This is a genomic window from Pseudomonas sp. 14P_8.1_Bac3 (genome assembly GCF_025466085.1).
Classification (GTDB): domain Bacteria; phylum Pseudomonadota; class Gammaproteobacteria; order Pseudomonadales; family Pseudomonadaceae; genus Aquipseudomonas.
This window is the reverse complement of record NZ_JANLOD010000002.1, coordinates 1-24,072: the sequence shown is the minus strand read 5'-3', so window position 1 is coordinate 24,072 and position 24,072 is coordinate 1. Positions and strand designations below refer to the sequence as shown.

Here is a 24,072-nt window from a genome sequence, read left to right as displayed (position 1 = left end):
TTGATTAACGAATCACTTTTTGTCGGCATCGGCGGCGGCGACTTTCTTGTCGGCGGTGGCGGCTTTGGCCGGCGTGGTCTTTTTCGCTGGCGTTGCAGCTTTGGCCGGTGCCTTCTTGACGGGAGCCTTGGCGGCCGCTTTCTTGGCCGGGGCTTTTTTCGCCGCAGACACGTCAGCTTTCTTCGCGGCCGGGGCCGGGGTAACCGGCACGGCTGCTGGCTTGACGTCCTGGGCCGCAACCATTTTCACCGGCGCCGGGGCCGGCATGTTGTATTTGCTCAGCAGCGCAACCATGGTGTTTTGCGGAGTCACCAGCAGTTCAACACGACGGTTCAAGGCACGCCCTTCAACGCTGTCGTTGGCCGCACGCGGGGCTTCGCCACCCATGCCGCGCAGCATCAGGCGATCGCGCTGCAGACCGCTGAGGCGGAAGATCGCCGCCACGGCTTGCGCACGTTCCTGGCTCAGTTTCACGTTGGCCGGTGCCGCGCCCGAGGTATCGCTATGGCCGAGGACCAGCACAGCGGTCTTCGGGTCGACTTCGAGAATTTTCGCTACGCGGGTGAACGGGCCGAGGGTCACCGGAAGCAGCATGGCCGGACGGTCAGGGTTGAACGAGCCTTCTACCGGCGCAGTGACCACCAGCACGTTTTCACGGCGCTCGAGTTGCAGGTTGCTGTCCTTGATCGCCGTGCGCAGGCGTGGTTCGTAGTCGTCGAGCCAGGCTTGGGTGACTTTTGGATCAGGCATCGGCACGACCTTGGCGGTGCTCTGCTCTTTGCCGCCGAACGGCCACCACCATTTACCACCCGCCTCGGCATCAGCCTTGGCCACTTCGACCGGTTTGGCTTCCGGTTTTACCTCAGGTTTCTTATCCAGAACGTCTTCAGAACCGAAAGGCCAGTACCAAGGGTTGGAACTTTCTGTCTTGGCAACCGGTGCCGCAGCCACGGGTTTCACGGGAGCCGGGACGGGAGCAGGAGCCGGCGTTTTCGCCGCGACTTTGTCGGAGGAACCGAACGGCCACCAGCTGCTGCCATCCGAATCATTATGTGGAGTCTGTGCACAACCGGTGACTGCAACACACAGGGCCAAAGCAAGGGTGGTTTTATTGAATGACATTGGATACCCACAAAAATGAAGTCATAAAAAAAAGGCCGGCATGACCCGGATAAACAGACGCTTGGAAAACATAAAGGCCTTCGGGTTCCGGCCCTGGAACCCTTGAGCGCGATTTACAGACAAGTGGCCAATACCCGCGCTAGGTTTTGCGCGCGCGGATCCATCAAAACGTAAGGCCCCAGGGTATTTGTCACAAAACCGAAAGCGACGTCGTGCTCCGGATCAGCGAAACCAATGGAACCGCCCGCCCCCGGATGGCCAAACGCCCGTGGGCCGAGGCCGTAGGTCGCGTTGGGAACGTCCGGTTGATCGAGCATGCAACCCAGGCCGAATCGGGTTCGGGTCAGTAGGGTCTTATCGTCGCCGAGGCTGTGTTCGCGGGTCAGCTCGTCGAGCATTTCGCTTTCCAGCAAGCTGCCGTCGAGCAGTCCGGCGTAGAACCCGGCCAGGCTGCGGGCATTGCCGTGGCCATTGGCCGCCGGTTGCTGCATGCGCCGCCATTCGGGTTTATTGGTGCTGGTCAGGACCGACGGCGGGTTGGTGAACGCCCGCGTGGTCATGGCCAACGGTTCGCGCATCGTAACTTGCAGCAGGCGCTGGGCCGCGGCATCGCCGACATTGCCCTTGCCACGGGCGATGTGCGCCACACGATGGAATTCTGCGTCCGCCAAGCCGACATGGAAATCCAGCCCCAAAGGCTTGGCGATGCGGGCCACGATGGACTCCCCCGGCCCACGACCGTCGGCACGCCGCAGCAACTCGCCGACCAGCCAGCCATAAGTAATCGCGGCGTAACCATGGGCGGTGCCCGGCTTCCACCAGGGCGCTTCAGCCGCCAGGGCATCGACCATGGTTTGCCAGTCGTAGAGTGCTTCCGGGGCCAGCAACTCGCGCAGCGCCGGCAGGCCGGCCTGATGGCAAAGCAACTGACGCAGCGTGACGGACTCCTTGCCGGCGGCCGCAAATTCGGGCCAGTAGCGGGCGACCGGGGCATCCAGCTGCAGCTTGCCTTCGGCGACCAGCTGCAACGCGGTGACCGCGGTGAAGGTCTTGGTGCAGGAAAACAGGTTGGCGATGGTGTCGCTGTGCCAGGCTTCGAGGCCATCCTTGTCGGCGGTGCCGGACCAGAGGTCGACGACGGTTTCGCCACCGACCTGGATGCACAACGCTGCGCCACGCTCCTGGGGATCGTCGAACAACGCGGCGAAAGCTTCGCGCACCGCTTCGAACCTGAGTTCGTAATGACCCTGAATCTGCACCCGCGACTTCCTCGGACAATCGTTACATAAAGTGGCGGGCATTGTTCCAGCCATTGGCGGTTTTGGGAACAGGGTTGGGCTGGGCGGTCGCTTTGGCCTGGGTGTGAGCCTTAAGGTGGGTGGTGTTTTTGAATGCGCCTTCGCGGGCAAGCCCGCTCCCACATGGGATCATTGCAGCACCAACGATCCAGTGTGGGAGCGGGCTTGTCCGCGAAGAATGATAACGCGGTGTCGCAGGCCTCAGTGCCCGTTCCCGGAATGCCCACCCGCATGCCCGGCGCCCTGCTCCGCGCCTTTCCCGGCCTCGCCCTTACGACCGCCCGCGGCGTCATGACTGGCCTTATCCGCCTCGGCCTTGGCCTTCTCCGCCTCTTTACCGAGCTGATCAACGGTCGCGAGATTGCTCTTGCGCACGCTGTCGACAAAGCCCTGGAACGGCAGATCGGTCACGCCGACCAAGCCAAAGTGACCGTTTTCACCGTCCAGCAGACGACCGGTCACCGGTTGATCCAGGTACTGAAACCAGTGCACGCCGACAATCGACGGCTCGCTCAGTGCCTGCTTGAGGAAATTGGCGTACGCCGGGCCACGGTCTTCTTCCCTGGCCAGTTGCGTCACGCCTCCCCAGAACGGGCCGCGATCGGCCGAACCGAAGTTGAACTCGGTGATCAGCACCGGTTTATCGAGGTCGCGCAGCCGGGCGAAGTCATAACCGTCCTGCGGTTGCAGGGTGTACATGTTGAAGCTCAACACGTCGCAATACTGCGCGCAGGATTCCACGGCTTCCGGCGTGCTGACGGCAAAACGGCCGCCGAGCAGCAGTTGATTCGGCGCGTGCCACTTGAGCGAGTCAGAGAGGGTCTTGAAGTACGTGTCGGCGAAGACCTTCTGGAAATATTTGAAGTCGGCCTCGATTTCCGGGTGTTCGGCGCTGGGCAGCGGCGGCACGAAGCCCGGGTCTTCCATCAACTCCCAGGCGGGTAAATCAATGCCCCAGGCTTTGGACAGACCCGCCTGATTGCGGTACTTGTCGCGCAGCTGCTTGAGGAACGCGCGCTTGGCCGGCACGTCCGTGGTCATTTTCAGGGTGCCGTAGGCCAGTGCGTAACGGGCTTTCGGGTCATCGCCGGGACCGGCCCAGGCCAGTTCATTGTCAGCGAAATAGCCGATCAACCACGGATCGTCGCGATGGTCGCGGGCAGCGATGGCCACGGCACGTTCGGTGGCCATGGCGAAACGCGGGTCGAACGGGTCAGGCATACCGCCCCACCAGTCGGTTCCGGTACTGATGCTGGCGTAATCGCCGACGATCGACAGCGGCAAGGTGTACGGTACGCGATCAGCATTGGCCAGCGCCGGGGCGCTCCAGTTGCCGACGGTGTTGAAGCCCCAGGCTTGCAGGCGATCGAGGGTATGACTGGCCCAGCGTTGTTCGTCGACCACCGCCGTGCACGGTGCCGCAGGCTTCTGCTCGGCTGCTTTCGCGACAGTCGCCTCCTCGGCGCCGGACTTGGCGGCTTCAGCGACGCCGGATTCGGTCGACGCGGCGACCGGTGGTTCAGCCGCTTTTTCGGCCGTCGCTTCAACCGCATCAGCCTTGGCCGCCTCCGCGACACCGGCCTTGGTCGCGCTGGCCGGGGCGCAAGGATTGCCATACAGACGTTGCAGGTTGGCGCCATAGAAGTCGTACCAGCGCCCGGCGTTATAGCCACGGCCCTGATCGACCCCGTTGCCGCCTCGGTTGTCGCCTTCACCGAAGTGAGCGGCCAGCGGCTCGTCGGGTTTAGGCAGCGACTCGAACATCCACTCGCGACCGGCGATGTACGTCTGGTTGACGTCGGGGGCCACCGTGTTGACCCCGAGCGAATAGAACGGATGCCCTTCAGGCGTCACCAGATACCAGCGTCCATCGCGTTTCTCGGTGCGGAAAAAACCGCTGGCCTTGAACACCGGGCCTTTGGTCCAGCCACCGAATTTATCCAGCGACGCCTTCTCGCGCTCGGCCAGCCAGGTTTTCGTTTGTTGCTGTTCTTTGGCGGCGGCGCTTTTCAGTTGTTCGTCGCTGCTGACTTTCTCCGGCCATTTGGCCCGGGTCGATTGCCCGTAAGCGTCCACCAGATTGGCGTAGACGGCCTGGGTCACGGCCTCGCCTTCCTGCACACCGAAGCGCTCCAGCAGGATGCTCTGCGCGACTTTCGGCTGGTCCATCGACAGGGTCACCGACACCACCTGGCTGCGATCCAGCTCCCCGGTGCTGCTGGCCAGCAGGATGCGCTGACCGTCGACGGTCATCGGCATTGGTGGCCCGGCCTTCATGCCCAGGCTCAGCGGCGAACTCGGCTGCAGCGGTACCAGCAAAGTTTGCGCGGGGCCGGCTGGCAGGTCGACGCGGCTGGTCAGCGTCTTGCCATCGTTACTCTGGACTTTCACGTAGAGCGTCACGGCCCAGCTCATTGCGCTCTGGATCCGCAGGCTCATCGCACCCGACTGCGACCAATCCCAGGCGCCGGTTTGCGGACTCAGGCGCAGGGTCGGTTGTGCGACCGGGTTGAACGTCACCCGGCGCAGCACTTCGCCCTCGGCGGTCTGCTCGGCATTCGATTGCGGCAGGCTGGCGTCCTGGGTCGCCACCTGGACCACGTCAGCGGGGCGCACAAAATTGAACAGCGTCTGCTGACCGGCCGGGGCCGCCAGGACAGGGGCTGCGAACAGCAAGGCAAAAACGGCAGGCAACGAACGGCGGATCATAAGAACGAAGTTCTCCCTAACGACCAACAATGGCCAGATGGAAAAGCGATGGCAGAGAGGTAGACAACGCGGCGGGCAATTTTGCCCACCGGTGTATCAGGAAATTTCACGCCGAAACGGTGGCAACGCATTGAGAATGGCTTTGCCATAACGCTGGGTGACCAGGCGTCGATCGAGCAACGTGATGGTGCCGCGGTCCTCCTCGGTGCGCAGCAAGCGACCGCAGGCCTGGACCAGCTTCAGCGAGGCGTCCGGCACGGAGATTTCCATGAATGGATTGCCGCCCCGCGCCTCGATCCACTCGGCCAACGCCGCCTCGACCGGATCATCAGGCACCGAGAACGGAATCTTCGCGATCACCACGTGTTCGCAATAGGCGCCGGGCAAGTCGACCCCTTCGGCGAAACTCGCCAGGCCGAACAGCACGCTGGAATCACCACCATCGACTCGCGCCTTGTGCTTGTTCAGGGTTTCCTGTTTCGACAGGTTGCCTTGAATGAACACCTGCTTGCGCCAGTCGCGGTCGAGGCCGTCGAACACGTCCTGCATCTGTTTACGCGAAGAGAACAGCACCAGCGTGCCGCGCGAGCCTTCCACCAATTGCGGCAGATCGCGAATGATCGCCGCGGTGTGGGCCGGTGCATCCCGTGGGTCGGCTTTCAGGTCCGGCACCCGCAGCACGCCAGCGTCAGCGTGATGGAACGGGCTCGGGACCACGGCGGTCACGGCTTTTTTCGGCAGGCCGGCACGCATACGGAATCGGTCGAAGGTGCCGAGCGCGGTCAGGGTCGCCGACGTCACCAGCGCGCCATAGGCCACGTTCCACAGATTGCGCCGGAGCATCTCCGCCGCGAGGATCGGGCTGGCGTTGACCTCGATGTCGAATAGCGAACCGCTTTCGGCCAGGGTCAGCCAGCGGGCCATGGGCGGGTTGTCTTCCGGGTCTTCCGCGGTGAACGCGCCCCACAACTCCCAGTTGCCCGAAGAGCGTGACAACAGGCTGCCGAACAACGGATACCACTCTTCGGCCTGATTGCTGGCGATACCAATGTTGACCTCGCCGTCCATGCCTTCCTTCAGCAATTCGGTGAGGCGGGTGAACAGGTCGGTGAGGCGGGCGAAGCCTTTTTTCAGCTCGACGCCCATTTCCCGCATGTGCTCGGGAATCACCCCGCCGACGAACCGATGACGCGGCCGCTCGCGACCTTCCACGTCCTCGCCGGGTTTGAAATCGGCGACCTGCTCGCAAGCGGTGAACATGAATTGCTGTTGGGTCTTGATCTCGCGGGCCAGCTCCGGCACCTGCTCGATGAGCTTGCCCAGGTCGCCGGGCAGCGGATGCTGGGCGAGCAGTTTGGTGAGGTTCTTGGCGGTGGTTTCCAGCCAGTCGGCGGTGGAACGCAGGCGCGTGTAATGAGCGAAGTGGCCGATGGCCTTGTCTGGCAGGTGATGGCCTTCGTCGAACACGTAAATGGTGTCGCGCGGGTCCGGCAACACGGCGCCGCCGCCCAATGCCAGGTCCGCCAGGACCATGTCGTGGTTGGTCACGATCACATCGACCTTGCCCATGCCTTCGCGGGCCTTGTAGAAGGCGCACTGGCCGAAGTTCGGGCAATGGCGGTTGGTGCATTGGCTGTGATCGGTGGTCAGGCGCGCCCAGTCGGCGTCCTCCAGGGCGGTGGACCAGCTGTCGCGGTCGCCGTCCCACTTATTGCCGGCGAGCTTCTCGATCATGCTGGTGAAGAGCTTCTGGCTGGCCTCGTCGACCTCGATCTTGAAGCCTTCTTCTTCGAACAGCTGCGCCGTGGCGGTTTGTGCGTGGCCCTCTTGGAGCAGCATGTCGAGCTTGGACAGGCACATGTAGCGCCCCCGGCCCTTGGCCAGGGCGAAACTGAAATTCAGCCCGCTGTTGCGCATCAGGTCGGGCAGGTCCTTGTAGACGATCTGCTCCTGCAGGGCCACGGTGGCCGTGGCGATCACCAGGCGTTTGCCGGCGGCCTTGGCCGTCGGGATCGCCGCCAGGCTGTAGGCCACGGTTTTACCGGTACCGGTGCCGGCTTCCACCGCGACAATTGCGGGATCGCCACTGCGCCGGCCTTCGTCGTCGGTGTCGATGTCACCGAGGACCTTGGCAATTTCGGCGATCATCAGGCGTTGGCCGTAGCGCGGCTTGAGGCTCTTCGCTTCGAGAAAACGCGAGTAGGCGCCCTGGATCGTGGTTTTGAGTTCGGTGCTGATCATGAATTGTCGGGCGCAAAAAACGCTGGATAAATTTTCAGTGGTTTGGTTCGGCGGCTATCATACCCCGCTAATTAATCCCGCGCAGAACGGAGTACCCCAATGACACCTTTTGGCATCGTTTATACCCTGCATGTGCTGTCCGCCCTGGTCTGGGTCGGCGGCATGTTTTTCGCCTGGATGGTCTTGCGACCTGCGGCGATGAAGGCCCTGGAGGGCCCGGCTCGCTTGAATCTGTGGGTTGAAGTGTTTCAGGGTTTTTTCCGCTGGGTCTGGGTGGCGGTGGTGCTGTTGCCGATCAGCGGCGTGGGCATGATCCATTTGCAATACAGCGGTTTTGAGACCGCACCGCGTTATGTGCAGGTCATGATGGGCTTGTACGTGGTGATGACGGCGCTGTTTATCCGGATTCAGGCGTTGTTGTTGCCGGAGTTGCGCGCGGCGGTTGCGGCGCAGGATTGGCCGGTGGGGGCTGCGGTGCTGGGGAAGATTCGCAAGCTGGTGGGGATCAATCTGATCGTCGGGCTGGTGTTGGTGGCGATTGCTGCGGCGCGGCCGATGTTTTAAAAGTCAAAAGCTTCGCGGGCAAGCCACGCTCCTACGACGTGGGAGCGTGGCCTGGCGAAGACATTTGATCAGCCAACAAAATTTTCCGAAATCACTTACAACCGCTGCACCGTCACAGCCCCCGCTGCACCCGCAGGTCCCGGCTGCCCATCAGCGCCCGGCTTGCCGCTCTTGCCGCCATCGGCCTTATAGACGATGCAACCCTTGGCCTTGCCACCCGCTCCCGGCTTGCCGCCAGGACCGGCCAGACCACCGGCACCGCCAGCCACCTGAACCTTGATCCGCTCCGCCGGATAATCCTGCGGCACCTCCAGTCGGACCAATGCACCCGGTGCGCCCGGCTGACCGTCGCTGCCATTGCTGCCATCGGCACCGCGACCGGCCTGGCCCCAGGTGCAGCCCGGCGCCTGACCGTTGGCGCCGTCGAGACCCACGAACCCCGGCGCCCCCGCACCGCCGCGCGCATCGACCGCCAACAGCGGTGCATTCAGCGCCTTGATCTGCACATTCAGATTGCGCCCCGCACGGGCCGCCTTGAGGTAGGTGCCCGGCGCACCGCGCGCGGTGATCTGGCTGCCTTCGGACAGCTCGGCCCGATTGACCTTCAACGCAAGGGCGTTCTCGCTCGGCACGATGGCGATCCGCGCCTCACGTCCCAAGTGCAACTCCCCCACGGTGACTTCCGTCACGTTCGAGGGAATCAACAAGGTGCCATAGTCGGCGACTTCCAGGCGTTCCAGCTGCAAAGTACTGGCGGTGTTGGGCAGGCGCATCAGGGAGTTGGTTTCGACACTGACCACCTGGGCACAGGCGAACGGGCTGACGAGTGCGGCGAGCAGACAGAGTTTACGCATGGGAAGCCTTCGCAAGGGCAGGAGCCGGAATGGTTTGCAGGTGGAAAACACCGAAAAACAGAATGCTCAAGCGATCACGCCAAGGGTGGGCACGACCCCGGAGGCTGCGGAAACAGAACAGCGCCTCGAGCAGATGAAGGCACGCCAGCACGCCACCGGCCAGATTGACCAACAGGTGCAGCGGATTGACAAACGGCGTCATCAGATTGACCAGCACCACCAGCCAGAACAGCAGGGTCAATAACTTTCCCAGCCCCCAAAACACCTTCATACGCGCCCCCGTTGAGAATTATTCTTTGCGCGCACAGTACCGGCTTCCACGCGGGATAAGCCAGAGGGCAACGGAAAATTCTTCATGGGGCCGCCGAATGGCCATCGGGCAGTGACGATGACTGCCCGACAGCTCTACTACAGTGCTCAACGATTGATATGCAACTCCACCCGACGGTTTTTCGCGCGGCCTTCGTCTGTTTCGTTATCGGCCACCGGCTCACTTTCGCCCTTGCCTTCGCTGGTGAGTTTGTTCGGTGCCAGCCCCATGCTCAGCAAGTAGGCCGCTACGCTGCTGGCGCGACGTTCCGAGAGCGCCTGGTTATAGGCGTCCGTCCCTTTGCTGTCGGTATGGCCGATCACCTTGATGCTCACAACGTCAGGGCTTTGCAGTTTGGGCATCAACGCATCCAGCTGACTCTGTGCCGAAGGCGTCAGGTCGGACTTGTCGAAAGCAAACAGGACGTTGCCCGCATCGCTCAGTGTGATGACTTCAGTGGGGACCGGTTCGGCGGGTTTCACGCTGGCCGGATACTGCGGGAGCGGACAACCATGATGATCGACCGGGGTATTGGCCGGTGTATCGGGGCAGCGATCACGCCGATCGAAAACGCCGTCGCCGTCTTCGTCGCCGTCCTGGGCGTAACAGATCAGGCCGCCGGTCAAGATACCGAGCGCCGCTCCGCCAGCCGCCCAACCGCCACTCTCCAAAGCGCCCAGGCCTCCACCGACCAGGCCGCCGATCACGCTGCAGACCGGCCAGGTACGTTGATTGAGGGGGGCAGTGCCATCGCTGTGAGTGGCGCAACCGGTCAAGAGGCTGCCAAGCAGCAGAACCGGCAAGACGGTCCTTGGGAGTAGGCTCATATTGAAAGCTCCTGTGTCACCGGAAGATACCGGTCACACAGGAGTAAAGACCCGCATCCGCGACTGCACAAGCCGCGGAGTGCGAGGGGGGTTAGCGGTTGATTTTGATTTCCGTGCGACGGTTCAACGCACGGCCGTCAGCGGTTTTGTTATCGGCCACCGGCTGGCTTTCACCGGCACCGGTCACAGACACAAACTCGCTACGAGGTACGCCCTGGCCAATCAGGTACTCGACCACCGAGTGCGCACGACGATCCGACAGTTTTTTGTTATAAGCATCGCTGCCCACGCTGTCGGTGTGACCGGTCACGGTCAGTTGTGCGGTGGAGGCTTCCTGTTTCAGTCGGGTAGCGATTTTATTCAGGACGTCTTTGTCGGAAGGAGTGAGCGTGGCCTTGTCGAACTGGAAGTGAACATCGCGGATGACAATGACTTCTTCCTTGACCACAACCGCTTCTTCAACCACTGGTGCAGGGACTGGCGGAGGGCAACCATCGGCATCGACCTGCACGCCTTTAGGCGTATGCGGGCACTTGTCGCGGCTGTCCGGCACACCATCGCCGTCTTCGTCGCCGTCACCGTGAACCCAGCAATAGGCCGCGGCCGTCCCGCCGACCAGCAGCGCACCGTACCCGGCCCATGCCGAGCTTTCGGTCGCGCCGAGGCCAGCACCCACGACACCGCCGACTGCCGCACAGGTCGGCCAGTCGGTTTTCTGCAAACCTGCGCAACCAGTTAACACACTGGTTAGCAGAACCAAGGGTAATGCTGTCCGAACTATGCTCATCTAGTTTTCTCCTGAGGGATCGGCTTAGAACCGATTCAGGGAGTAAAGACCCGAGTTTTAATCTCCGCCAGCAATAGGCCATTGCAGTTTTGTCCCGCGTTCGCGGGTGATCGGCACTTTTGGCGCGAGGCGGCTCTATATCTGGGCCTTTGAGCAGGCTAGTCTTGGCGCTCTGATTGAGGATCTTCGATGATTGCAGGTATTTCTTCGCGCACGCCGCAGCAGGCGCTCGCCGCTTTGCTCGACCGTTACGCCCCGCCGCGCCTGTTGCTGATTGGCGCCAGCGAATTCCCGGCGCTCGAGGCGTTCAGGCTCGCGCACCCGGACACCACCGTTGCGCATGCGACGCCGGGGCCGTTGCCGGCCGAGCTGGCGGCGCAGCGGTTTGACCTGGCGCTGGTAGTCGATTGCCTCGAACACTTACCCAAACGCGACGGTCTGAATCTCTTGGGCGGGATCCGCAACCTCAATGCCAGTCGCATTGCGGTGCTCGCGGACTTGCCGGCCAGCGGCTGGCAGGAAACCGATTTCTTCTCCCTGGCCCTGCAAGCCAGCGAACGTTTCCAGCGCGACGATCAAGTGCTGACCCTGTTTACCTACGATCTGCTTGACTACAAACAAGTCCCCGACTGGCTCAACTCACGCTTCTGGGCCAATCCGGAAAACTTCGGGAAATATTGGTGGTAACGCAATGAGTACATCCATTTGCCCTTGCGGCAGCGGCACCCTGCTCGACGCCTGCTGCGGCCATTACCATGAAGGCCATCCGGCCCCCTGCGCCGAAGCCTTGATGCGCTCGCGCTACAGCGCCTATGTGCTGGGCCTGATCGATTATCTGGTGGCGACCACCCTGCCCGCGCAGCAAGCCGGGCTGGATCGACAGTCCATCAGCGACTGGAGCGCCCGCAGCACCTGGCTGGGCCTCGAGGTGGAAAGCTCCGAGGTGTTTGGCGGCCAGCCGGAACATGCTTTCGTGACGTTTACCGCGCGCTGGCACGACGGCAGCGGCGAGCACAGTCACCGCGAGCGCTCGTCGTTCGTGCAGAACGCCGGCCACTGGTATTTCATCGACCCCACCGTGCCGCTCAAGGCCGGACGCAATGATGCCTGCCCTTGCGCCAGCGGGCAGAAGTTCAAGAAATGTTGTGCGGGATATTTCGGCAGTTGAGGTGATCCGTGAAGGGCTAGACTGGGGTCAAGGGAGAAAGACGACCATGATCACCCATCGGCATGCACTGCATCTGTTCACCCTGTTCCTGTTCCTCGGGCTCGGCGGCTGCGCGTCCTGGTTCAGCGACGATGAGCCGGACCCCGCCGTGCATCTGGTGAAGGTCGAAGTCGTGCAGGCCAAGCTGATGCAGCAACGTTTCATGCTGTATTTTCGCGTGGACAATCCCGGTGACAGCGACCTGACGGTGCGCGGGCTCGACTACCGGATTCATCTGGGCGACATGCTGCTGGCCGAGGGCGAGCACGAACACTGGTTCACCATCGGTCCCAAGCGCAGCGGCTTCTTCAAGGTGCCGATCCGGACGAACCTGTGGCCAAAGGTCAAGGAGCTGGTGAAACTGCTGAAAAACACCGATCACCCCATCCCCTATCGTCTGGAAGGTGAACTGGAAACCGGTTTATTCATCGCGCACTACGTGCACCTGGCGCGTAATGGCGTGATAATCGCCGCCGATTTAATTCCGGAGCACACCCGATGACCCAGCAACCCCACGTCCATGGCCCTGACTGCAATCACGATCATGACCATCACGACCACCATGATCACGACCATGGCCACGTTCACGGCCCGAACTGCGGCCACGCGCACCAGGAACCGGTCCGCAACGCCCTGAAAGACGTCGGCCGCAACGACCCTTGCCCGTGCGGCAATGGCAAGAAATTCAAGAAGTGCCACGGCGCTTGATGCTTCGGGCCGATATTTTTTTCGCCCGTTGAAACGCTTTCGCGAGCAAGCCCGCTCCCACATTTGATCTGCGTCGTTCACGATTTTGTGTTTACAAAAGATCGATGAGGGGCGGGCTTGCTCGCGAAGAGGCCCGCAAACGCACGATTAATTCAGGATATGCGCAGTGCTGACGACCGTCGCATATTCACCCTGCAGGTTACCCAGCGACATCGCATGCACCTCTTCCGCTGAATGCGCATGGCCAAAGTAATCGGCCTTGTCGAAGGTAAAGCACGCATCCTCCGCGACCCACACGTCAAACCCCAGGTTGCCGGCCGTTCGCACCGTAGACTCCACCGAGTTGTTGGTCGCAACGCCGACAATCAGCAACTGCCCGATCCCCGCCTCACGCAAATTCGCCTCTAGCCCGGTGGCACAAAACGCATCCGGCACCTGCTTCTGGATCAGTTGTTCACCGGCCAATGGCAGAAACCGCTCCTGAAACTCCACCCCCGATTGTTGCGGCCAGAACACCGAATCCGGCGAACGGGACAGGTGCTGGACGTGAATAACCGGGCGTCCGGTGCGTCGCCAAAGCCCCAGCAAGTCAAGGATCCGCGCTTCAGCCTGGGGATTATTCCGCCGACCGAGCCTCGGCTCGAGGATGCCTTTTTGCTGATCGATGATGATCAGTGCCGCGTTGGTCTTGAGCTCCATGCCGACTTTTCTCACACAAGGTCATTGAATTTCACGCACTTCAGCATCACCTCCTCTTACAGGCAAGCCATCGATCGCAAACAGGACGACCTGATGCCCACGGTTGCTGTCCATCCCATACGACGTCCCTTGATGTGGAGTACTTCATGATCGACCTGTATTACTGGACCACCCCCAACGGCCACAAAATCTCGATCTTCCTGGAAGAAGCCGGCCTGCCGTACAACGTCCACCCGATCAACATCAGCCAGAACGAGCAATTTCAGCCTGAGTTTCTGAAAATCTCCCCGAACAACAAGATTCCCGCCATCGTCGATCATGAGCCGGCCGATGGGGGCGCGGCGCTATCGGTGTTCGAATCCGGGGCAATCCTGTTGTACCTGGCGGAAAAGACCGGTCAATTCCTGCCCAAGGATTTGCGTGGTCGTCAGCTGGCGCTGCAATGGTTGTTCTGGCAGATGGGCGGGTTGGGGCCGATGGCCGGGCAAAATCATCACTTCAGCCAGTTTGCGCCGGAAAAAATCCCTTACGCGATCAAGCGCTACATCGACGAGACCGCACGTTTGTACGGCGTACTCGACAAACAGCTGGCCAACCACACGTTTGTCGCCGGTGACGAATACAGCATCGCCGACATGGCGATCTACCCGTGGATCGTTTCCCACAAGTGGCAGAGCCAGAACCTCGAGGATTTCCCGAATGTGCTGCGCTGGTTCACCCACATCCAGAACCGCCCGGCGACGGTGAAGGCCTATGCCTTGGCGGCGAAGATCAATCCGCCGAAGTCCTGAGTGTTCTCGAAGGTCGTTCCTGCGCTGCGCGGGAACGATCACCGGTAAAGAAATAACCCCGCCGCCGCTTGCGCGGCCCTCTCCTGCTCACTAACGTAGCGCCTTTACTGACGCTACCCCCCGCAGGAGCTTTGCCATGGCCTCGCCAGCCCTCACACATTTTCTTCCCCGGTTCGGCGTTGCCGCAGCAGTGGCCGGTGTCTTGAGCCTGACCGGTTGTCAGACCTGGGACGCCCAGGACACTCTTCCGCCGACCACCGGCGTGCAACCGCTCAAGGGCTTGGCGCAGAACGTATCGGTGCGACGCAATGCCATGGGCATGCCGTTGATCGAAAGCAACAGCTTCCACGACGCGCTGTTCACGCTCGGCTACGTACACGCGACCGACCGCATTACGCAAATGGTCACCCTGCGCCTGCTGGCCCAGGGCCGTTTGTCGGAGATGTCCGGTGCGGATCGGCTGGACGCCGACCGCTACATGCGCGCCGTCAACCTGAAGAAAAGCGCCGACGAGCTGTACAAGGCCTCTTCACCGCGCCTCAAACGTTTCTTCGAGGTCTACGCCCGCGGGGTCAACGCCTACCTGTTCCGCTACCGCGACAAGCTGCCGGCCGACCTCGCCGCCAGCGGCTACAAGCCCGAATACTGGAAGCCGGAAGATTCAGCGCTGATTTTCTGCCTGCTGAACTTCAGCCAGTCGGCCAACCTGCCCGAGGAAATTGCCTCGCTGGTGCTGGCCCAGACTGTCAGCACCGACAAACTGCCTTGGCTGACCCCATCCGCCCCTGACGAAAAACTGCCGGTGGCCGAAGCCGAGAAATGGCAGGGCCTCAAGCTCAACGGCGCCATTCCGGGCCTCAGTGAAATCAGCAAAGCCACCGGCCAGCTGTCCGAGCTGAATCTGCTGGGCGCCACCTCCTCGAACAATTGGGCGATCGCCCCGCAACGCAGCCGCAGCGGCAAAAGCCTGCTGGCCAGCGACAGCCACGGCCCGCTGGGGGTGCCGTCGCTGTTCAGTTACGTGCAGATCCGCGCACCGAAATACCAGGCGTCCGGCGTGACTATCGCCGGTTTGCCGATGGTGCTGGGCGGTTTCAACGGCAAAGTGGCGTGGAGCATGACCTCAGTCATGGGCGACAACCAGGACCTGTTCCTGGAAAAAATCAAACGCCAGGGCAACGGCCTGACCTACGAAGTATGCGGCAAATGGCAACCGGTCATCGTTCGCAACGAAACCTATTTCATCAAAGGCCAGCGGCCGGTTCGCGAAGCGGTGTATGAAACCCGCCACGGGCCGCTGCTCAACAGTGCCCAGGGCACCGCGCTGGGCAACGGCTTCGGCCTTGCGTTGCAGACACCGAGCCTGGCCGATGACAAATCGCTGGACGCGTTCTTCGACCTGTCCCGCGCGCAGAACGTCGAGAAAGCCTCGGACGCCAGCCGGGAAATCCGTGCGATCACCCTGAATCTGGTCTTCGCCGACGCCAGCAACATCGGCTGGCAGGTCACCGGTCGTTACCCGAACCGGCGCGAAGGCGAAGGCCTGCTGCCGTCGCCGGGCTGGGAAGGTCGCTACGACTGGGACGGTTACGCCGACCCGATGCTGCACCCCTACGATCAGGACCCGGCCCAAGGCTGGCTCGGCACGGCCAACCAACGGGTCATTCCCCATGGCTACGGCATGCAGTTGTCCAACTCGTGGGCGGCACCGGAGCGTGGCGAACGCATGGCCGAACTGGCCGGCGTGGGCAAACACGACACCCGCAGCCTGATCGCCATGCAATACGACCAGACCACTACCTTCGCCGCCAAACTGAAAAAAATGTTCGAAGCACCGGGTATGGCCCAGCCGCTGAAGCAAGCAATCGAAGCGTTGCCGGTGGCCGATCGCGGCAAGGCGCGGGAAGCGCTGACCCGCCTGATGGCGTTCGACGGCAAACTGGCACCGACCTCTGCCGATGCGGCGATCTACGAATTATTCCTGCAGGAAAGCACCCGGCAGATATTCCTCGACGAGCTCGGCCCGCAAAGCAGCCCGGCGTGGAAGGCCTTTATCGCCAACGGTCAGCTGTCCTACGCGGCGCAAGCCGATCACCTGCTGGGCCGCGAAGACAGCCCTTTCTGGGATGACGTGCGCACACCGCAGAAAGAAGACAAACCGGCGATTCTCGCCCGCAGCCTGGCGGCGGCCATTACCACGGGCGACAGCCTGTTGGGCGGCGATCACAAGGCCTGGCAATGGGGCAAATTGCACCGTTACGAGTGGAAGAATGCCAATGGCCAAACCGTGCGCGGTCCTGTCGCGGCGGGTGGCGATCACACGACCCTGAACACGGCGGCGTTTGCCTGGGGCCAGGATTTCAACACCACGTTGGCACCGGCCATGCGCTTCATCGTCGACTTCGGCCAGGCCGAACCGTTGATGGGCCAGAACGGCACCGGCCAGTCGGGCAACCCGGCGAGCCCGAATTACCTCGACAGCGTCGAACCGTGGCTGAAAGGGCAATACGTGAGTTTGCCGATGCAGCCGCAGAACTTCGACAAGGTGTATGGGACCAAGCGGTTGACGCTGACACCCGGGAAATAACGCAACGCCCTGTGGGAGCGGGCTTGCTCGCGAAAGCGGTGTGTCAGTCAACGTTCATGTGTCTGATACACCGCTTTCGCGAGCAAGCCCGCTCCCACAGGGGATCGCCGTACATCTCGATAGAACTTCTGCCCTCGCGCCAATCTCATAGCTAACAAGTCCTCCATTCTGGTCAATCCATGGACCTTGTTATCGCGCGTCCCGAAGGTTTGTACTGCCCGGCCGGGGATTTCTATATCGACCCGTGGCGGCCGGTCGAGCGTTCGGTCATCACCCACGCCCACGGCGACCATGCCCGTGGCGGCAACCAGCACTATCTGGCGGCCGCGCCCGGCGAAGGCATCCTGCGTGCGCGACTGGGTCAGGACATCAACCTGCAAACCCTGCCCTATGGCCAGCGCTTGCTGCATCACGGCGTCACCCTGAGTTTTCATCCCGCCGGCCATGTGCTCGGCTCGGCGCAAGTGCGCCTGGAATACGGCGGCGAAGTCTGGGTCGCCTCGGGGGATTACAAGATCGAACCCGACGGCACCTGCGCGCCCTTCGAACCGGTGCGCTGCCACACCTTCATCACCGAATCGACCTTCGGCCTGCCGATCTACCGCTGGCAGCCGCAGGCGCAAGTCTTCGCCGAGATCAATCAGTGGTGGCAAGCCAATGCCGCTGAAGACAAAGCCTGCGTGCTGTTCTGCTACTCCTTCGGCAAGGCCCAACGGATTCTTCACGGCATCGACGCCAGCCTCGGTCCCATTCTGGTGCATGGCGCGGTCGAACCGCTCAACCGGGTGTACCGCGACAGTGGTGTCTACCTGCCGCCAACGATCTACGCCGGCGACGTCAAAAAAACTGATCCGATGATGCGCAAGGCGCTGGTCCTCGCGCCGCCTTCGGCCGGCGGCAGTACTTGGATGCGCCGCTTCGGCGACTACAGCGATGGCTTTGCCAGCGGCTGGATGCGCCTGCGCGGCACCCGTCGGCGGCGCGGTGTCGACCGTGGCTTTGTGCTGTCCGACCACGCCGACTGGCCAGGCCTGCTCTGGGCGATTGCGCAGACCGGCGCGGAACGGGTCATGGTCACCCACGGTTCCGTGGCCGTGCTGGTCCGCCATTTGCGCGAACAAGGCCTCGACGCCCAAGGGTTCACCACCGAATACGGCGACGATGAGGAAGACAACGCCAGTGCCGAGCCGGAACGCGCCGAGGTGTTGCCATGAAGGCTTTCGCCGAGCTGTATGCCGAACTCGACGCGACGACGTCGAGCAACGCCAAGCTGGCGGCGATGCAACACTATTTCGCGCAAGCCGCGCCGGAAGACGCAGCGTGGGCGGTGTACTTTCTGTCTGGCGGGCGCCCTCGGCAACTGGTGCCGGTGCGGGTCCTGCGTGAACTCGCCGTGGCATATTCCGGCCTGTCACCGTGGCTGTTCGAAGAAAGTTATCAAGCGGTCGGCGACCTGGCGGAAACCATCTCGCTGGTCCTGCCCGAAGCGTCTCACAGTTCCACCGACGGCCTGGCGGTGTGGATCGAAGACAAGCTGCTGCCCCTGCGCGGCGAAGCCCCGGAAATACTCGCGCAACGCCTGCCCGAATTCTGGTCGCAGCTGGACCGCTCCAGCCTGATGCTCTGCATCAAACTCATCACCGGCAGTTTTCGCGTCGGCGTTTCCAAGTTATTGGTCACCCGTGCCCTGGCCGCCATGGCGCAGCTCGACAGCAAACGCGTGGCCCAGCGGCTGGTGGGATACACCGACCTGTCCAACCGCCCGAGCGCGGCCAGCTACCAGAAGCTGATCGCCGCCGAATCCTCTGATGAACATGCTCAGCGCGGTGGCCAGCCGTACCCGTTTTTTCTCGCCCATGCGCTGTCGCAACCGGTCGAACAGTTCGAAACGCTGCTCGGTCCGGCCAGCCATTGGCAGGTGGAATGGAAGTGGGACGGCATCCGCGCGCAAGTGGTCAAGCGCGACGGGCGACTGTGGGTCTGGTCCCGTGGTGAAGAACTGGTCACTGAGCGTTTTCCCGAACTCGACAGTCTGGTCCACGGCCTGCCCGACGGTACGGTGATCGACGGCGAGATCGTAGTCTGGAAAAGCCCACAGCCGAACACTGAAGACGCGTTCGATCCCCTGGCGCCCACGACACCCGCGGTGCAGCCGTTCGCACTGCTGCAACAGCGGATCGGTCGCAAAACGTTGGGCAAGAAAATCCTCGATGAAGTGCCGGTGGTCGTCCTCGCCTACGACTTGCTGGAATGGCAGGGTGCGGACTGGCGCAACCAGCCTCAGGAAAAGCGCCGCGCCCAGCTGGAGCAGGTGATCGCGACCTGCAACAACCCGGTGTTGCTGCCCTCCCCGGTGCTCACCGGCACAGACTGGCTGGACCTCGCCCGCCAGCGCGAAGCCTCCCGCAGCCTCGGCGTCGAAGGCATGATGCTCAAGGCTCGGGACGCGATGTACGGCGTCGGCCGGACCAAGGACATGGGCGTGTGGTGGAAATGGAAAGTCGACCCGTTCAGCGTCGACGCGGTGTTGATTTACGCGCAACGCGGCCACGGTCGCCGGGCCAGTCTCTACAGCGATTACACCTTCGCCGTGTGGGACGGGCCGCCCGACGCCAGCGAGCGCACGTTGGTGCCGTTCGCCAAGGCGTATTCGGGGCTGACCGATGAAGAAATGCGCCAGGTCGACAGCATCGTGCGCAAGACCACGGTCGAAAAATTCGGCCCGGTCAGCAGCGTGAAGCCGAGCCTGGTGTTTGAACTGGGATTCGAAGGGATCGCCCTGTCCAAGCGTCATAAAAGCGGGATTGCCGTACGGTTTCCGCGGATGCTGCGCTGGCGCCGGGACAAAACCGTCGAGGAGGCCGACAACCTCGCGACTTTGCAGGATTTGCTTGGCTGACACGCGCTCCTGCAGGAGTCACAGGCTCGAATTTGGTGCAGCTATTTCCCTTCGCCCGTTTTCGTGCATAAATCCCGCCCAGCCATTTCTTGAATCGCTTTTAAAACACTTGTTCGGCACTCTGGTTCGGAAATTGCTACTTTCAATGGGTCTTACGCTTTCCAGTAACAATAATTCTGCGCCACAAGCGCTCATATTGGTTTTTAGGGATTGAATAATGAAAAAAGCATTGCTGACCCTTTCTGCACTGGCGTTGTGCATGGCTGCCGGCTCCGCGCTGGCCAAGGAATACAAGGAACTGCGTTTCGGCGTTGACCCTTCTTACGCACCGTTCGAGTCGAAAGCGGCCGACGGCAGCCTGGTGGGCTTCGACATCGATCTGGGGAACGCGATTTGCGCCGAGCTGAAGGTCAAGTGCAAATGGGTCGAAAGCGATTTCGACGGCATGATTCCGGGCCTCAAGGCCAATAAATTCGACGGTGTGATCTCTTCGATGACCGTCACCCCGGCCCGCGAAAAAGTCATCGACTTCTCCAGCGAACTGTTCTCCGGCCCAACCGCCTACGTGTCGAAGAAAGGCTCGGGCATCACTGCCGACGTTGCTTCGCTCAAGGGCAAAACCGTTGGCTACGAGCAAGGCACCATCCAGGAAGCCTACGCCAAGGCCGTTCTGGACAAGGCTGGGGTGAAAACCCAGGCCTATCAGAACCAGGATCAGGTGTATTCCGACCTGACTTCCGGTCGTCTCGACGCCGGCATCCAGGACATGCTGCAAGCCGAACTGGGCTTTTTGAAGTCGCCACAAGGTGCCGACTACGACGTCAGCAAGCCGCTTGACGATGCCCTGCTGCCAGCCAAAACAGCTATCGGTATCTCTAAAGGTAACAAAGACCTCAAGGCACTTTTGGATAAAGGTATCAAAGCGTTACACGACGATGGCACCTACGCCACCATTCAGAAGAAACACTTTGGCGATCTGAATCTGTACAGCGGCAAATAATGCCCGGCGCCCATCTCGCGATGGGCGCTTTTTTCATCCGATCAGGTTGCTGATTTATGTTCGAAAACCTCTTACAAAATCTGGGGCTCTCTGCCTTCAGCCTCAAGGGCTTCGGCCCGTTGCTGATGGAAGGCACCTGGATGACCATCAAATTATCGGCGTTGTCGCTGCTGGTGGCCGTCTTGCTCGGCCTGCTCGGCGCCAGTGCCAAACTGTCCAAAGTCAAACTGGTGCGCGTGCCGGCGCAGGTCTACACCACGCTGATTCGCGGCGTGCCGGACCTGGTGCTGATGCTGCTGATTTTCTACAGCCTGCAAACCTGGTTGACGTCGTTCACCGATTTAATGGAATGGGAATACATCGAGATCAACCCGTTCAGCGCCGGGGTCATCACCCTGGGCTTCATCTATGGTGCGTATTTCACCGAAACCTTCCGTGGCGCGATTCTCGCGGTACCACGGGGTCAGATCGAAGCGGCCACGGCCTATGGCCTCAAGCGCGGCCAGCGTTTCTGGATCGTGGTGTTCCCGCAGATGATGCGCTTCGCCCTGCCGGGCATCGGTAACAACTGGATGGTCATGCTCAAGGCCACGGCCCTGGTGTCGATCATCGGCCTCGCCGACCTGGTCAAGGCCGCCCAGGATGCCGGCAAAAGCACTTATCAACTGTTCTACTTCCTGGTGCTGGCGGCCGTCATCTACCTGCTGATCACGAGTGCCTCCAACGTCATCCTGCGCTGGCTTGAACGCCGTTACGCCGCCGGTGCCCGGGAGGCCGTACGATGATCGAACTTCTGCAGGAATACTGGAGACCGTTCCTCTACAGCGACGGCAACAACATCACCGGCCTGGCCATGACCCTGTGGCTGCTCAGCGCCTCGATCTTCTTTGGTTTTCTGGTGTCGATCCCGCTGTCCATCGCCCGGGTGTCGCCGCACTTCTACATTCGCTGGCCGGTGCAGTTCTACACCTACCTGTTCCGCGGTACGCCGCTGTATATCCAGTTGCTGATCTGCTACACCGGGATCTACAGCCTGGCGGCGGTGCGGGCACAGCCGCTGCTCGACAGCTTCTTCCGCGACGCGATGAACTGCACCATCCTGGCGTTCGCCCTGAATACCTGCGCCTACACCACGGAGATTTTCGCCGGGGCGATCCGCAGCATGAACCATGGTGAAGTCGAAGCGGCCAAGGCCTACGGCCTGACCGGCTGGAAGCTGTATGCCTACGTGATCATGCCGTCAGCCCTGCGTCGCTCGTTGCCGTATTACAGCAACGAAGTGATCCTGATGCTGCACTCGACCACCGTGGCGTTCACCGCAACCATCCCGGACATCCTGAAAGTCGCGCGGGACGCCAACTCGGCGACCTTCCTGACCTTCCAGTCGTTCGGCATCGCCGCGCTGATCTACCTGACCGTTACCTTTGCGCTGGTCGGACTGTTCCGCCTCGCCGAACGCCGATGGCTGGCCTTCCTCGGGCCGACGCACTAGGGCCCAAGCTTCCTGGAATAAGACAAATGCGCCACCAGAAACATGACCTGCTGGCCCCGCTGCCGGGGACAGCACGACAGATTCACAGCTTCCACTTCGGCCCGCAGTCGGCCAAAGGCAAGATCTACATCCAGGCGTCCCTGCACGCCGATGAAATGCCCGGCATGCTGGTTGCCTGGCACCTCAAGCAGCGTCTGGCGGAGCTTGAAGCCGCCGGCCGCCTGCGCAGCGAAATCGTGCTGGTGCCGGTGGCCAACCCGATCGGCCTCGAACAAGTGCTGATGGATGTGCCGCTGGGCCGCTACGAACTGGAAAGCGGACAGAACTTCAACCGCTGGTTCGTCGACCTTAGCGAAGAAGTCGGCAACGAGATTGAAGGCCAGCTCAGCGACGACCCGCACCATAACCTCGAACTGATCCGCAGCAGCCTGCGCCATGCGCTCGCGCGGCAGAGCGCCAGCACGCAACTGCAATCCCAGCGCCTGATCCTGCAGCGCCTGGCCTGTGATGCCGACATGGTGCTGGACCTGCATTGCGATTTCGAAGCGGTCGCGCACCTCTACACCACGCCCGAGGCCTGGCCGCAGGTCGAGCCCCTGGCGCGCTACATCGGTGCCGAAGCCAGCCTGCTGGCCACTGACTCTGGCGGTCAGTCGTTCGACGAATGCTTCACCCTGCTCTGGTGGGAATTGAAAGAACGCTTCGGCGAGCATTTCAACATCCCATTGGGCGGTTTTTCAGTCACGGTCGAATTGCGCGGCCAGGGCGACGTCAATCATCCGTTGGCCAGCCTTGATTGCCAGGCGCTGCTCGACTACCTGATTCACTTCGGGGCGATTGCCGGCGTATCGGCGCCTTTGCCGACACTGCCGTATCCCGCCACGCCGCTGGCCGCCGTCGAACCGGTGGCCACGCCCGTGGGCGGGTTGTTGGTGTTCACCGCGCTGCCGGGGGAACACCTGGAAGCCGGGCAACTGATCGCCGAAGTCATCGATCCGATCAACGATCGCGTCACCCCCATTCACTGCACCGTCGCCGGGCTGATGTACGCCCGCTCGCTACGGCGCATGGCCACTGCCGGCATGGTGATCGCCCACGTCGCGGGCACCGAAGCCTATCGCAGCGGTTATCTACTTTCGCCTTGAGGATGCATGCCCCATGTACAAACTGACCATCGAAGGCCTGCATAAGAGCTATGGCGATCACCATGTGCTCAAAGGCGTTTCCCTCAAGGCCAACACGGGCGACGTCATCAGCCTGATCGGCGCCAGCGGCTCGGGTAAAAGTACCTTCCTGCGGTGCATCAACTTTCTCGAACAACCCAACGACGGCTCGATGAGCCTGGACGGCCAGAACATCCGCATGATCAAGGATCGCCACGGCATGCACGTGGCCGATGCCGATGAACTGCAACGGATCCGCACCCGCCTGGCCATGGTGTTCCAGCACTTCAACCTGTGGAGCCACATGACTGTGCTGGAAAACATCACCATGGCGCCTCGCCGGGTGCTGGGTTGCAGCAAGCAGGAAGCCGAAGACCGTGCTCGCCGTTATCTGGACAAGGTCGGCCTGGCGGCACGGGTCGCGGACCAGTACCCGGCGTTCCTCTCCGGTGGCCAGCAACAACGGGTTGCGATTGCCCGCGCCCTGGCGATGGAACCGGAAGTGATGCTGTTCGACGAACCCACTTCGGCGCTCGATCCGGAGTTGGTCGGCGAGGTGCTCCGAGTGATCCAGGGCCTGGCTGAAGAAGGCCGGACCATGATCATGGTGACCCACGAAATGAGTTTCGCCCGCAAGGTGTCGAGTCAGGTGCTATTTCTGCATCAGGGACTGGTCGAGGAGGAAGGCGCGCCGGAAGACGTGCTGGGCAACCCGAAGAGCGAGCGGTTGAAGCAGTTCCTCAGCGGCAATCTCAAGTAATACGCCGACCCTGCAGGAGCCCGGGGTTGGGGGGGGGGGGGGGGGTGGATTTTG

Annotated in this window: 23 protein-coding genes; 14 read left to right on the top strand and 9 right to left on the bottom strand. The window is 61.9% G+C overall.

Going from position 1 to position 24,072, the window contains the following annotated elements; translation table 11 throughout:
- Positions 1-12: 12 nt before the first annotated feature.
- From NTD84_RS00445 to dinG, 4 genes are all read right to left on the bottom strand, one after another.
- Complete coding sequence (locus tag NTD84_RS00445; RefSeq protein WP_262162657.1) at positions 13-1,122, bottom strand: OmpA family protein; 1,110 nt, start codon at positions 1,120-1,122, stop codon at positions 13-15.
- Positions 1,123-1,235: 113 nt separating this feature from the next.
- Complete coding sequence (locus tag NTD84_RS00440) at positions 1,236-2,381, bottom strand: serine hydrolase domain-containing protein (RefSeq protein WP_262162656.1); 1,146 nt, start codon at positions 2,379-2,381, stop codon at positions 1,236-1,238.
- Between the two features lie 240 nt (positions 2,382-2,621).
- Positions 2,622-5,129, bottom strand: coding sequence for a beta-galactosidase (locus tag NTD84_RS00435; protein WP_262162652.1), 2,508 nt, complete (start codon positions 5,127-5,129; stop codon positions 2,622-2,624).
- A 96-nt stretch (positions 5,130-5,225) separates the two neighbouring features.
- Positions 5,226-7,370, bottom strand: coding sequence for an ATP-dependent DNA helicase DinG (gene dinG, locus NTD84_RS00430; RefSeq protein ID WP_262162650.1), 2,145 nt, complete (start codon positions 7,368-7,370; stop codon positions 5,226-5,228).
- 99 nt (positions 7,371-7,469) lie between these two features.
- On the opposite strand from dinG, the gene NTD84_RS00425 reads away from it, so the two are divergent.
- The gene (locus tag NTD84_RS00425; RefSeq protein ID WP_262162648.1) at positions 7,470-7,934 is read left to right on the top strand and encodes a CopD family protein; all 465 of its coding nucleotides are present in this window, start codon (positions 7,470-7,472) and stop codon (positions 7,932-7,934) included.
- Positions 7,935-8,029: 95 nt separating this feature from the next.
- Here NTD84_RS00425 and NTD84_RS00420 read toward each other — a convergent pair whose 3' ends face one another.
- From NTD84_RS00420 to NTD84_RS00405, 4 genes are all read right to left on the bottom strand, one after another.
- Positions 8,030-8,788 (bottom strand): collagen-like protein, encoded by a 759-nt coding sequence (locus tag NTD84_RS00420; RefSeq protein WP_262162647.1) that lies wholly within the window; start codon positions 8,786-8,788, stop codon positions 8,030-8,032.
- The gene (locus tag NTD84_RS00415; protein WP_262162646.1) at positions 8,781-9,059 is read right to left on the bottom strand and encodes a DUF1145 domain-containing protein; all 279 of its coding nucleotides are present in this window, start codon (positions 9,057-9,059) and stop codon (positions 8,781-8,783) included. The genes NTD84_RS00420 and NTD84_RS00415 overlap by 8 nt, the downstream gene beginning before the upstream one ends.
- Before the next feature lie 146 nt (positions 9,060-9,205).
- Positions 9,206-9,925 (bottom strand): OmpA family protein, encoded by a 720-nt coding sequence (locus NTD84_RS00410; protein ID WP_262162645.1) that lies wholly within the window; start codon positions 9,923-9,925, stop codon positions 9,206-9,208.
- Between the two features lie 91 nt (positions 9,926-10,016).
- Positions 10,017-10,712, bottom strand: coding sequence for an OmpA family protein (locus NTD84_RS00405; RefSeq protein WP_262162644.1), 696 nt, complete (start codon positions 10,710-10,712; stop codon positions 10,017-10,019).
- 189 nt (positions 10,713-10,901) lie between these two features.
- Here NTD84_RS00405 and NTD84_RS00400 point away from each other — a divergent pair, with 189 nt between their 5' ends.
- From NTD84_RS00400 to NTD84_RS00385, 4 genes are read left to right on the top strand one after another with little or no spacing between them, the layout of a single operon-like run.
- Positions 10,902-11,399 carry a DUF6231 family protein gene (locus NTD84_RS00400; RefSeq protein WP_262162643.1) on the top strand — a complete coding sequence of 166 codons (498 nt, stop codon included), beginning with the start codon at positions 10,902-10,904 and terminating at the stop codon, positions 11,397-11,399.
- Positions 11,400-11,403: 4 nt separating this feature from the next.
- Entirely contained in the window at positions 11,404-11,880 is a 477-nt protein-coding gene (locus NTD84_RS00395; protein ID WP_262162642.1) for a YchJ family protein, read from the top strand.
- A gap of 46 nt (positions 11,881-11,926) precedes the next feature.
- Positions 11,927-12,421 carry an LEA type 2 family protein gene (locus NTD84_RS00390; protein WP_262162641.1) on the top strand — a complete coding sequence of 165 codons (495 nt, stop codon included), beginning with the start codon at positions 11,927-11,929 and terminating at the stop codon, positions 12,419-12,421.
- Positions 12,418-12,627, top strand: a complete 210-nt coding sequence (locus NTD84_RS00385; RefSeq protein ID WP_007906737.1) for an SEC-C metal-binding domain-containing protein — start codon at positions 12,418-12,420, stop codon at positions 12,625-12,627. Before NTD84_RS00390 ends, NTD84_RS00385 begins: the two co-directional genes overlap by 4 nt.
- 147 nt (positions 12,628-12,774) lie before the next feature.
- Here NTD84_RS00385 and NTD84_RS00380 read toward each other — a convergent pair whose 3' ends face one another.
- The gene (locus NTD84_RS00380; RefSeq protein WP_262162640.1) at positions 12,775-13,326 is read right to left on the bottom strand and encodes a cysteine hydrolase family protein; all 552 of its coding nucleotides are present in this window, start codon (positions 13,324-13,326) and stop codon (positions 12,775-12,777) included.
- A 146-nt stretch (positions 13,327-13,472) separates the two neighbouring features.
- Here NTD84_RS00380 and NTD84_RS00375 point away from each other — a divergent pair, with 146 nt between their 5' ends.
- From NTD84_RS00375 to NTD84_RS00335, 9 genes are all read left to right on the top strand, one after another.
- Positions 13,473-14,117, top strand: a complete 645-nt coding sequence (locus tag NTD84_RS00375; protein ID WP_262162638.1) for a glutathione binding-like protein — start codon at positions 13,473-13,475, stop codon at positions 14,115-14,117.
- Positions 14,118-14,253: 136 nt separating this feature from the next.
- Positions 14,254-16,704 (top strand): penicillin acylase family protein, encoded by a 2,451-nt coding sequence (locus NTD84_RS00370; RefSeq protein WP_262162636.1) that lies wholly within the window; start codon positions 14,254-14,256, stop codon positions 16,702-16,704.
- 179 nt (positions 16,705-16,883) lie between these two features.
- Entirely contained in the window at positions 16,884-17,918 is a 1,035-nt protein-coding gene (locus tag NTD84_RS00365; protein ID WP_262162635.1) for a ligase-associated DNA damage response exonuclease, read from the top strand.
- The gene (locus NTD84_RS00360; protein ID WP_262162633.1) at positions 17,915-19,603 is read left to right on the top strand and encodes an ATP-dependent DNA ligase; all 1,689 of its coding nucleotides are present in this window, start codon (positions 17,915-17,917) and stop codon (positions 19,601-19,603) included. Before NTD84_RS00365 ends, NTD84_RS00360 begins: the two co-directional genes overlap by 4 nt.
- Positions 19,604-19,820: 217 nt before the next feature.
- Positions 19,821-20,603: a transporter substrate-binding domain-containing protein gene (locus NTD84_RS00355; protein WP_262162632.1), complete on the top strand. Its 783-nt coding sequence runs from the start codon at positions 19,821-19,823 to the stop codon at positions 20,601-20,603.
- 56 nt (positions 20,604-20,659) lie between these two features.
- Positions 20,660-21,388, top strand: a complete 729-nt coding sequence (locus tag NTD84_RS00350; RefSeq protein WP_262162631.1) for an ABC transporter permease — start codon at positions 20,660-20,662, stop codon at positions 21,386-21,388.
- Positions 21,385-22,095: an ABC transporter permease gene (locus NTD84_RS00345; protein WP_262162630.1), complete on the top strand. Its 711-nt coding sequence runs from the start codon at positions 21,385-21,387 to the stop codon at positions 22,093-22,095. Before NTD84_RS00350 ends, NTD84_RS00345 begins: the two co-directional genes overlap by 4 nt.
- A 26-nt stretch (positions 22,096-22,121) precedes the next feature.
- On the top strand, positions 22,122-23,240 hold the full coding sequence (locus NTD84_RS00340) for a succinylglutamate desuccinylase/aspartoacylase family protein (protein ID WP_262162629.1): 1,119 nt from the start codon (positions 22,122-22,124) through the stop codon (positions 23,238-23,240).
- 13 nt (positions 23,241-23,253) lie between these two features.
- On the top strand, positions 23,254-24,018 hold the full coding sequence (locus NTD84_RS00335; RefSeq protein ID WP_262162628.1) for an ABC transporter ATP-binding protein: 765 nt from the start codon (positions 23,254-23,256) through the stop codon (positions 24,016-24,018).
- Positions 24,019-24,072: the final 54 nt, after the last annotated feature.

Coding starts and splice junctions, on each gene's coding strand:
- NTD84_RS00445 (WP_262162657.1), bottom strand. CDS start 1,122: ATGTCATTCAATAAAACCACCCTTGCTTTGGCCCTGTGTGTTGCAGTC.
- NTD84_RS00435 (WP_262162652.1), bottom strand. CDS start 5,129: ATGATCCGCCGTTCGTTGCCTGCCGTTTTTGCCTTGCTGTTCGCAGCC.
- dinG (WP_262162650.1), bottom strand. CDS start 7,370: ATGATCAGCACCGAACTCAAAACCACGATCCAGGGCGCCTACTCGCGT.
- NTD84_RS00425 (WP_262162648.1), top strand. CDS start 7,470: ATGACACCTTTTGGCATCGTTTATACCCTGCATGTGCTGTCCGCCCTG.
- NTD84_RS00420 (WP_262162647.1), bottom strand. CDS start 8,788: ATGCGTAAACTCTGTCTGCTCGCCGCACTCGTCAGCCCGTTCGCCTGT.
- NTD84_RS00415 (WP_262162646.1), bottom strand. CDS start 9,059: ATGAAGGTGTTTTGGGGGCTGGGAAAGTTATTGACCCTGCTGTTCTGG.
- NTD84_RS00410 (WP_262162645.1), bottom strand. CDS start 9,925: ATGAGCCTACTCCCAAGGACCGTCTTGCCGGTTCTGCTGCTTGGCAGC.
- NTD84_RS00405 (WP_262162644.1), bottom strand. CDS start 10,712: ATGAGCATAGTTCGGACAGCATTACCCTTGGTTCTGCTAACCAGTGTG.
- NTD84_RS00400 (WP_262162643.1), top strand. CDS start 10,902: ATGATTGCAGGTATTTCTTCGCGCACGCCGCAGCAGGCGCTCGCCGCT.
- NTD84_RS00395 (WP_262162642.1), top strand. CDS start 11,404: ATGAGTACATCCATTTGCCCTTGCGGCAGCGGCACCCTGCTCGACGCC.
- NTD84_RS00390 (WP_262162641.1), top strand. CDS start 11,927: ATGATCACCCATCGGCATGCACTGCATCTGTTCACCCTGTTCCTGTTC.
- NTD84_RS00385 (WP_007906737.1), top strand. CDS start 12,418: ATGACCCAGCAACCCCACGTCCATGGCCCTGACTGCAATCACGATCAT.
- NTD84_RS00380 (WP_262162640.1), bottom strand. CDS start 13,326: ATGGAGCTCAAGACCAACGCGGCACTGATCATCATCGATCAGCAAAAA.
- NTD84_RS00375 (WP_262162638.1), top strand. CDS start 13,473: ATGATCGACCTGTATTACTGGACCACCCCCAACGGCCACAAAATCTCG.
- NTD84_RS00370 (WP_262162636.1), top strand. CDS start 14,254: ATGGCCTCGCCAGCCCTCACACATTTTCTTCCCCGGTTCGGCGTTGCC.
- NTD84_RS00365 (WP_262162635.1), top strand. CDS start 16,884: ATGGACCTTGTTATCGCGCGTCCCGAAGGTTTGTACTGCCCGGCCGGG.
- NTD84_RS00360 (WP_262162633.1), top strand. CDS start 17,915: ATGAAGGCTTTCGCCGAGCTGTATGCCGAACTCGACGCGACGACGTCG.
- NTD84_RS00355 (WP_262162632.1), top strand. CDS start 19,821: ATGAAAAAAGCATTGCTGACCCTTTCTGCACTGGCGTTGTGCATGGCT.
- NTD84_RS00350 (WP_262162631.1), top strand. CDS start 20,660: ATGTTCGAAAACCTCTTACAAAATCTGGGGCTCTCTGCCTTCAGCCTC.
- NTD84_RS00345 (WP_262162630.1), top strand. CDS start 21,385: ATGATCGAACTTCTGCAGGAATACTGGAGACCGTTCCTCTACAGCGAC.
- NTD84_RS00340 (WP_262162629.1), top strand. CDS start 22,122: ATGCGCCACCAGAAACATGACCTGCTGGCCCCGCTGCCGGGGACAGCA.
- NTD84_RS00335 (WP_262162628.1), top strand. CDS start 23,254: ATGTACAAACTGACCATCGAAGGCCTGCATAAGAGCTATGGCGATCAC.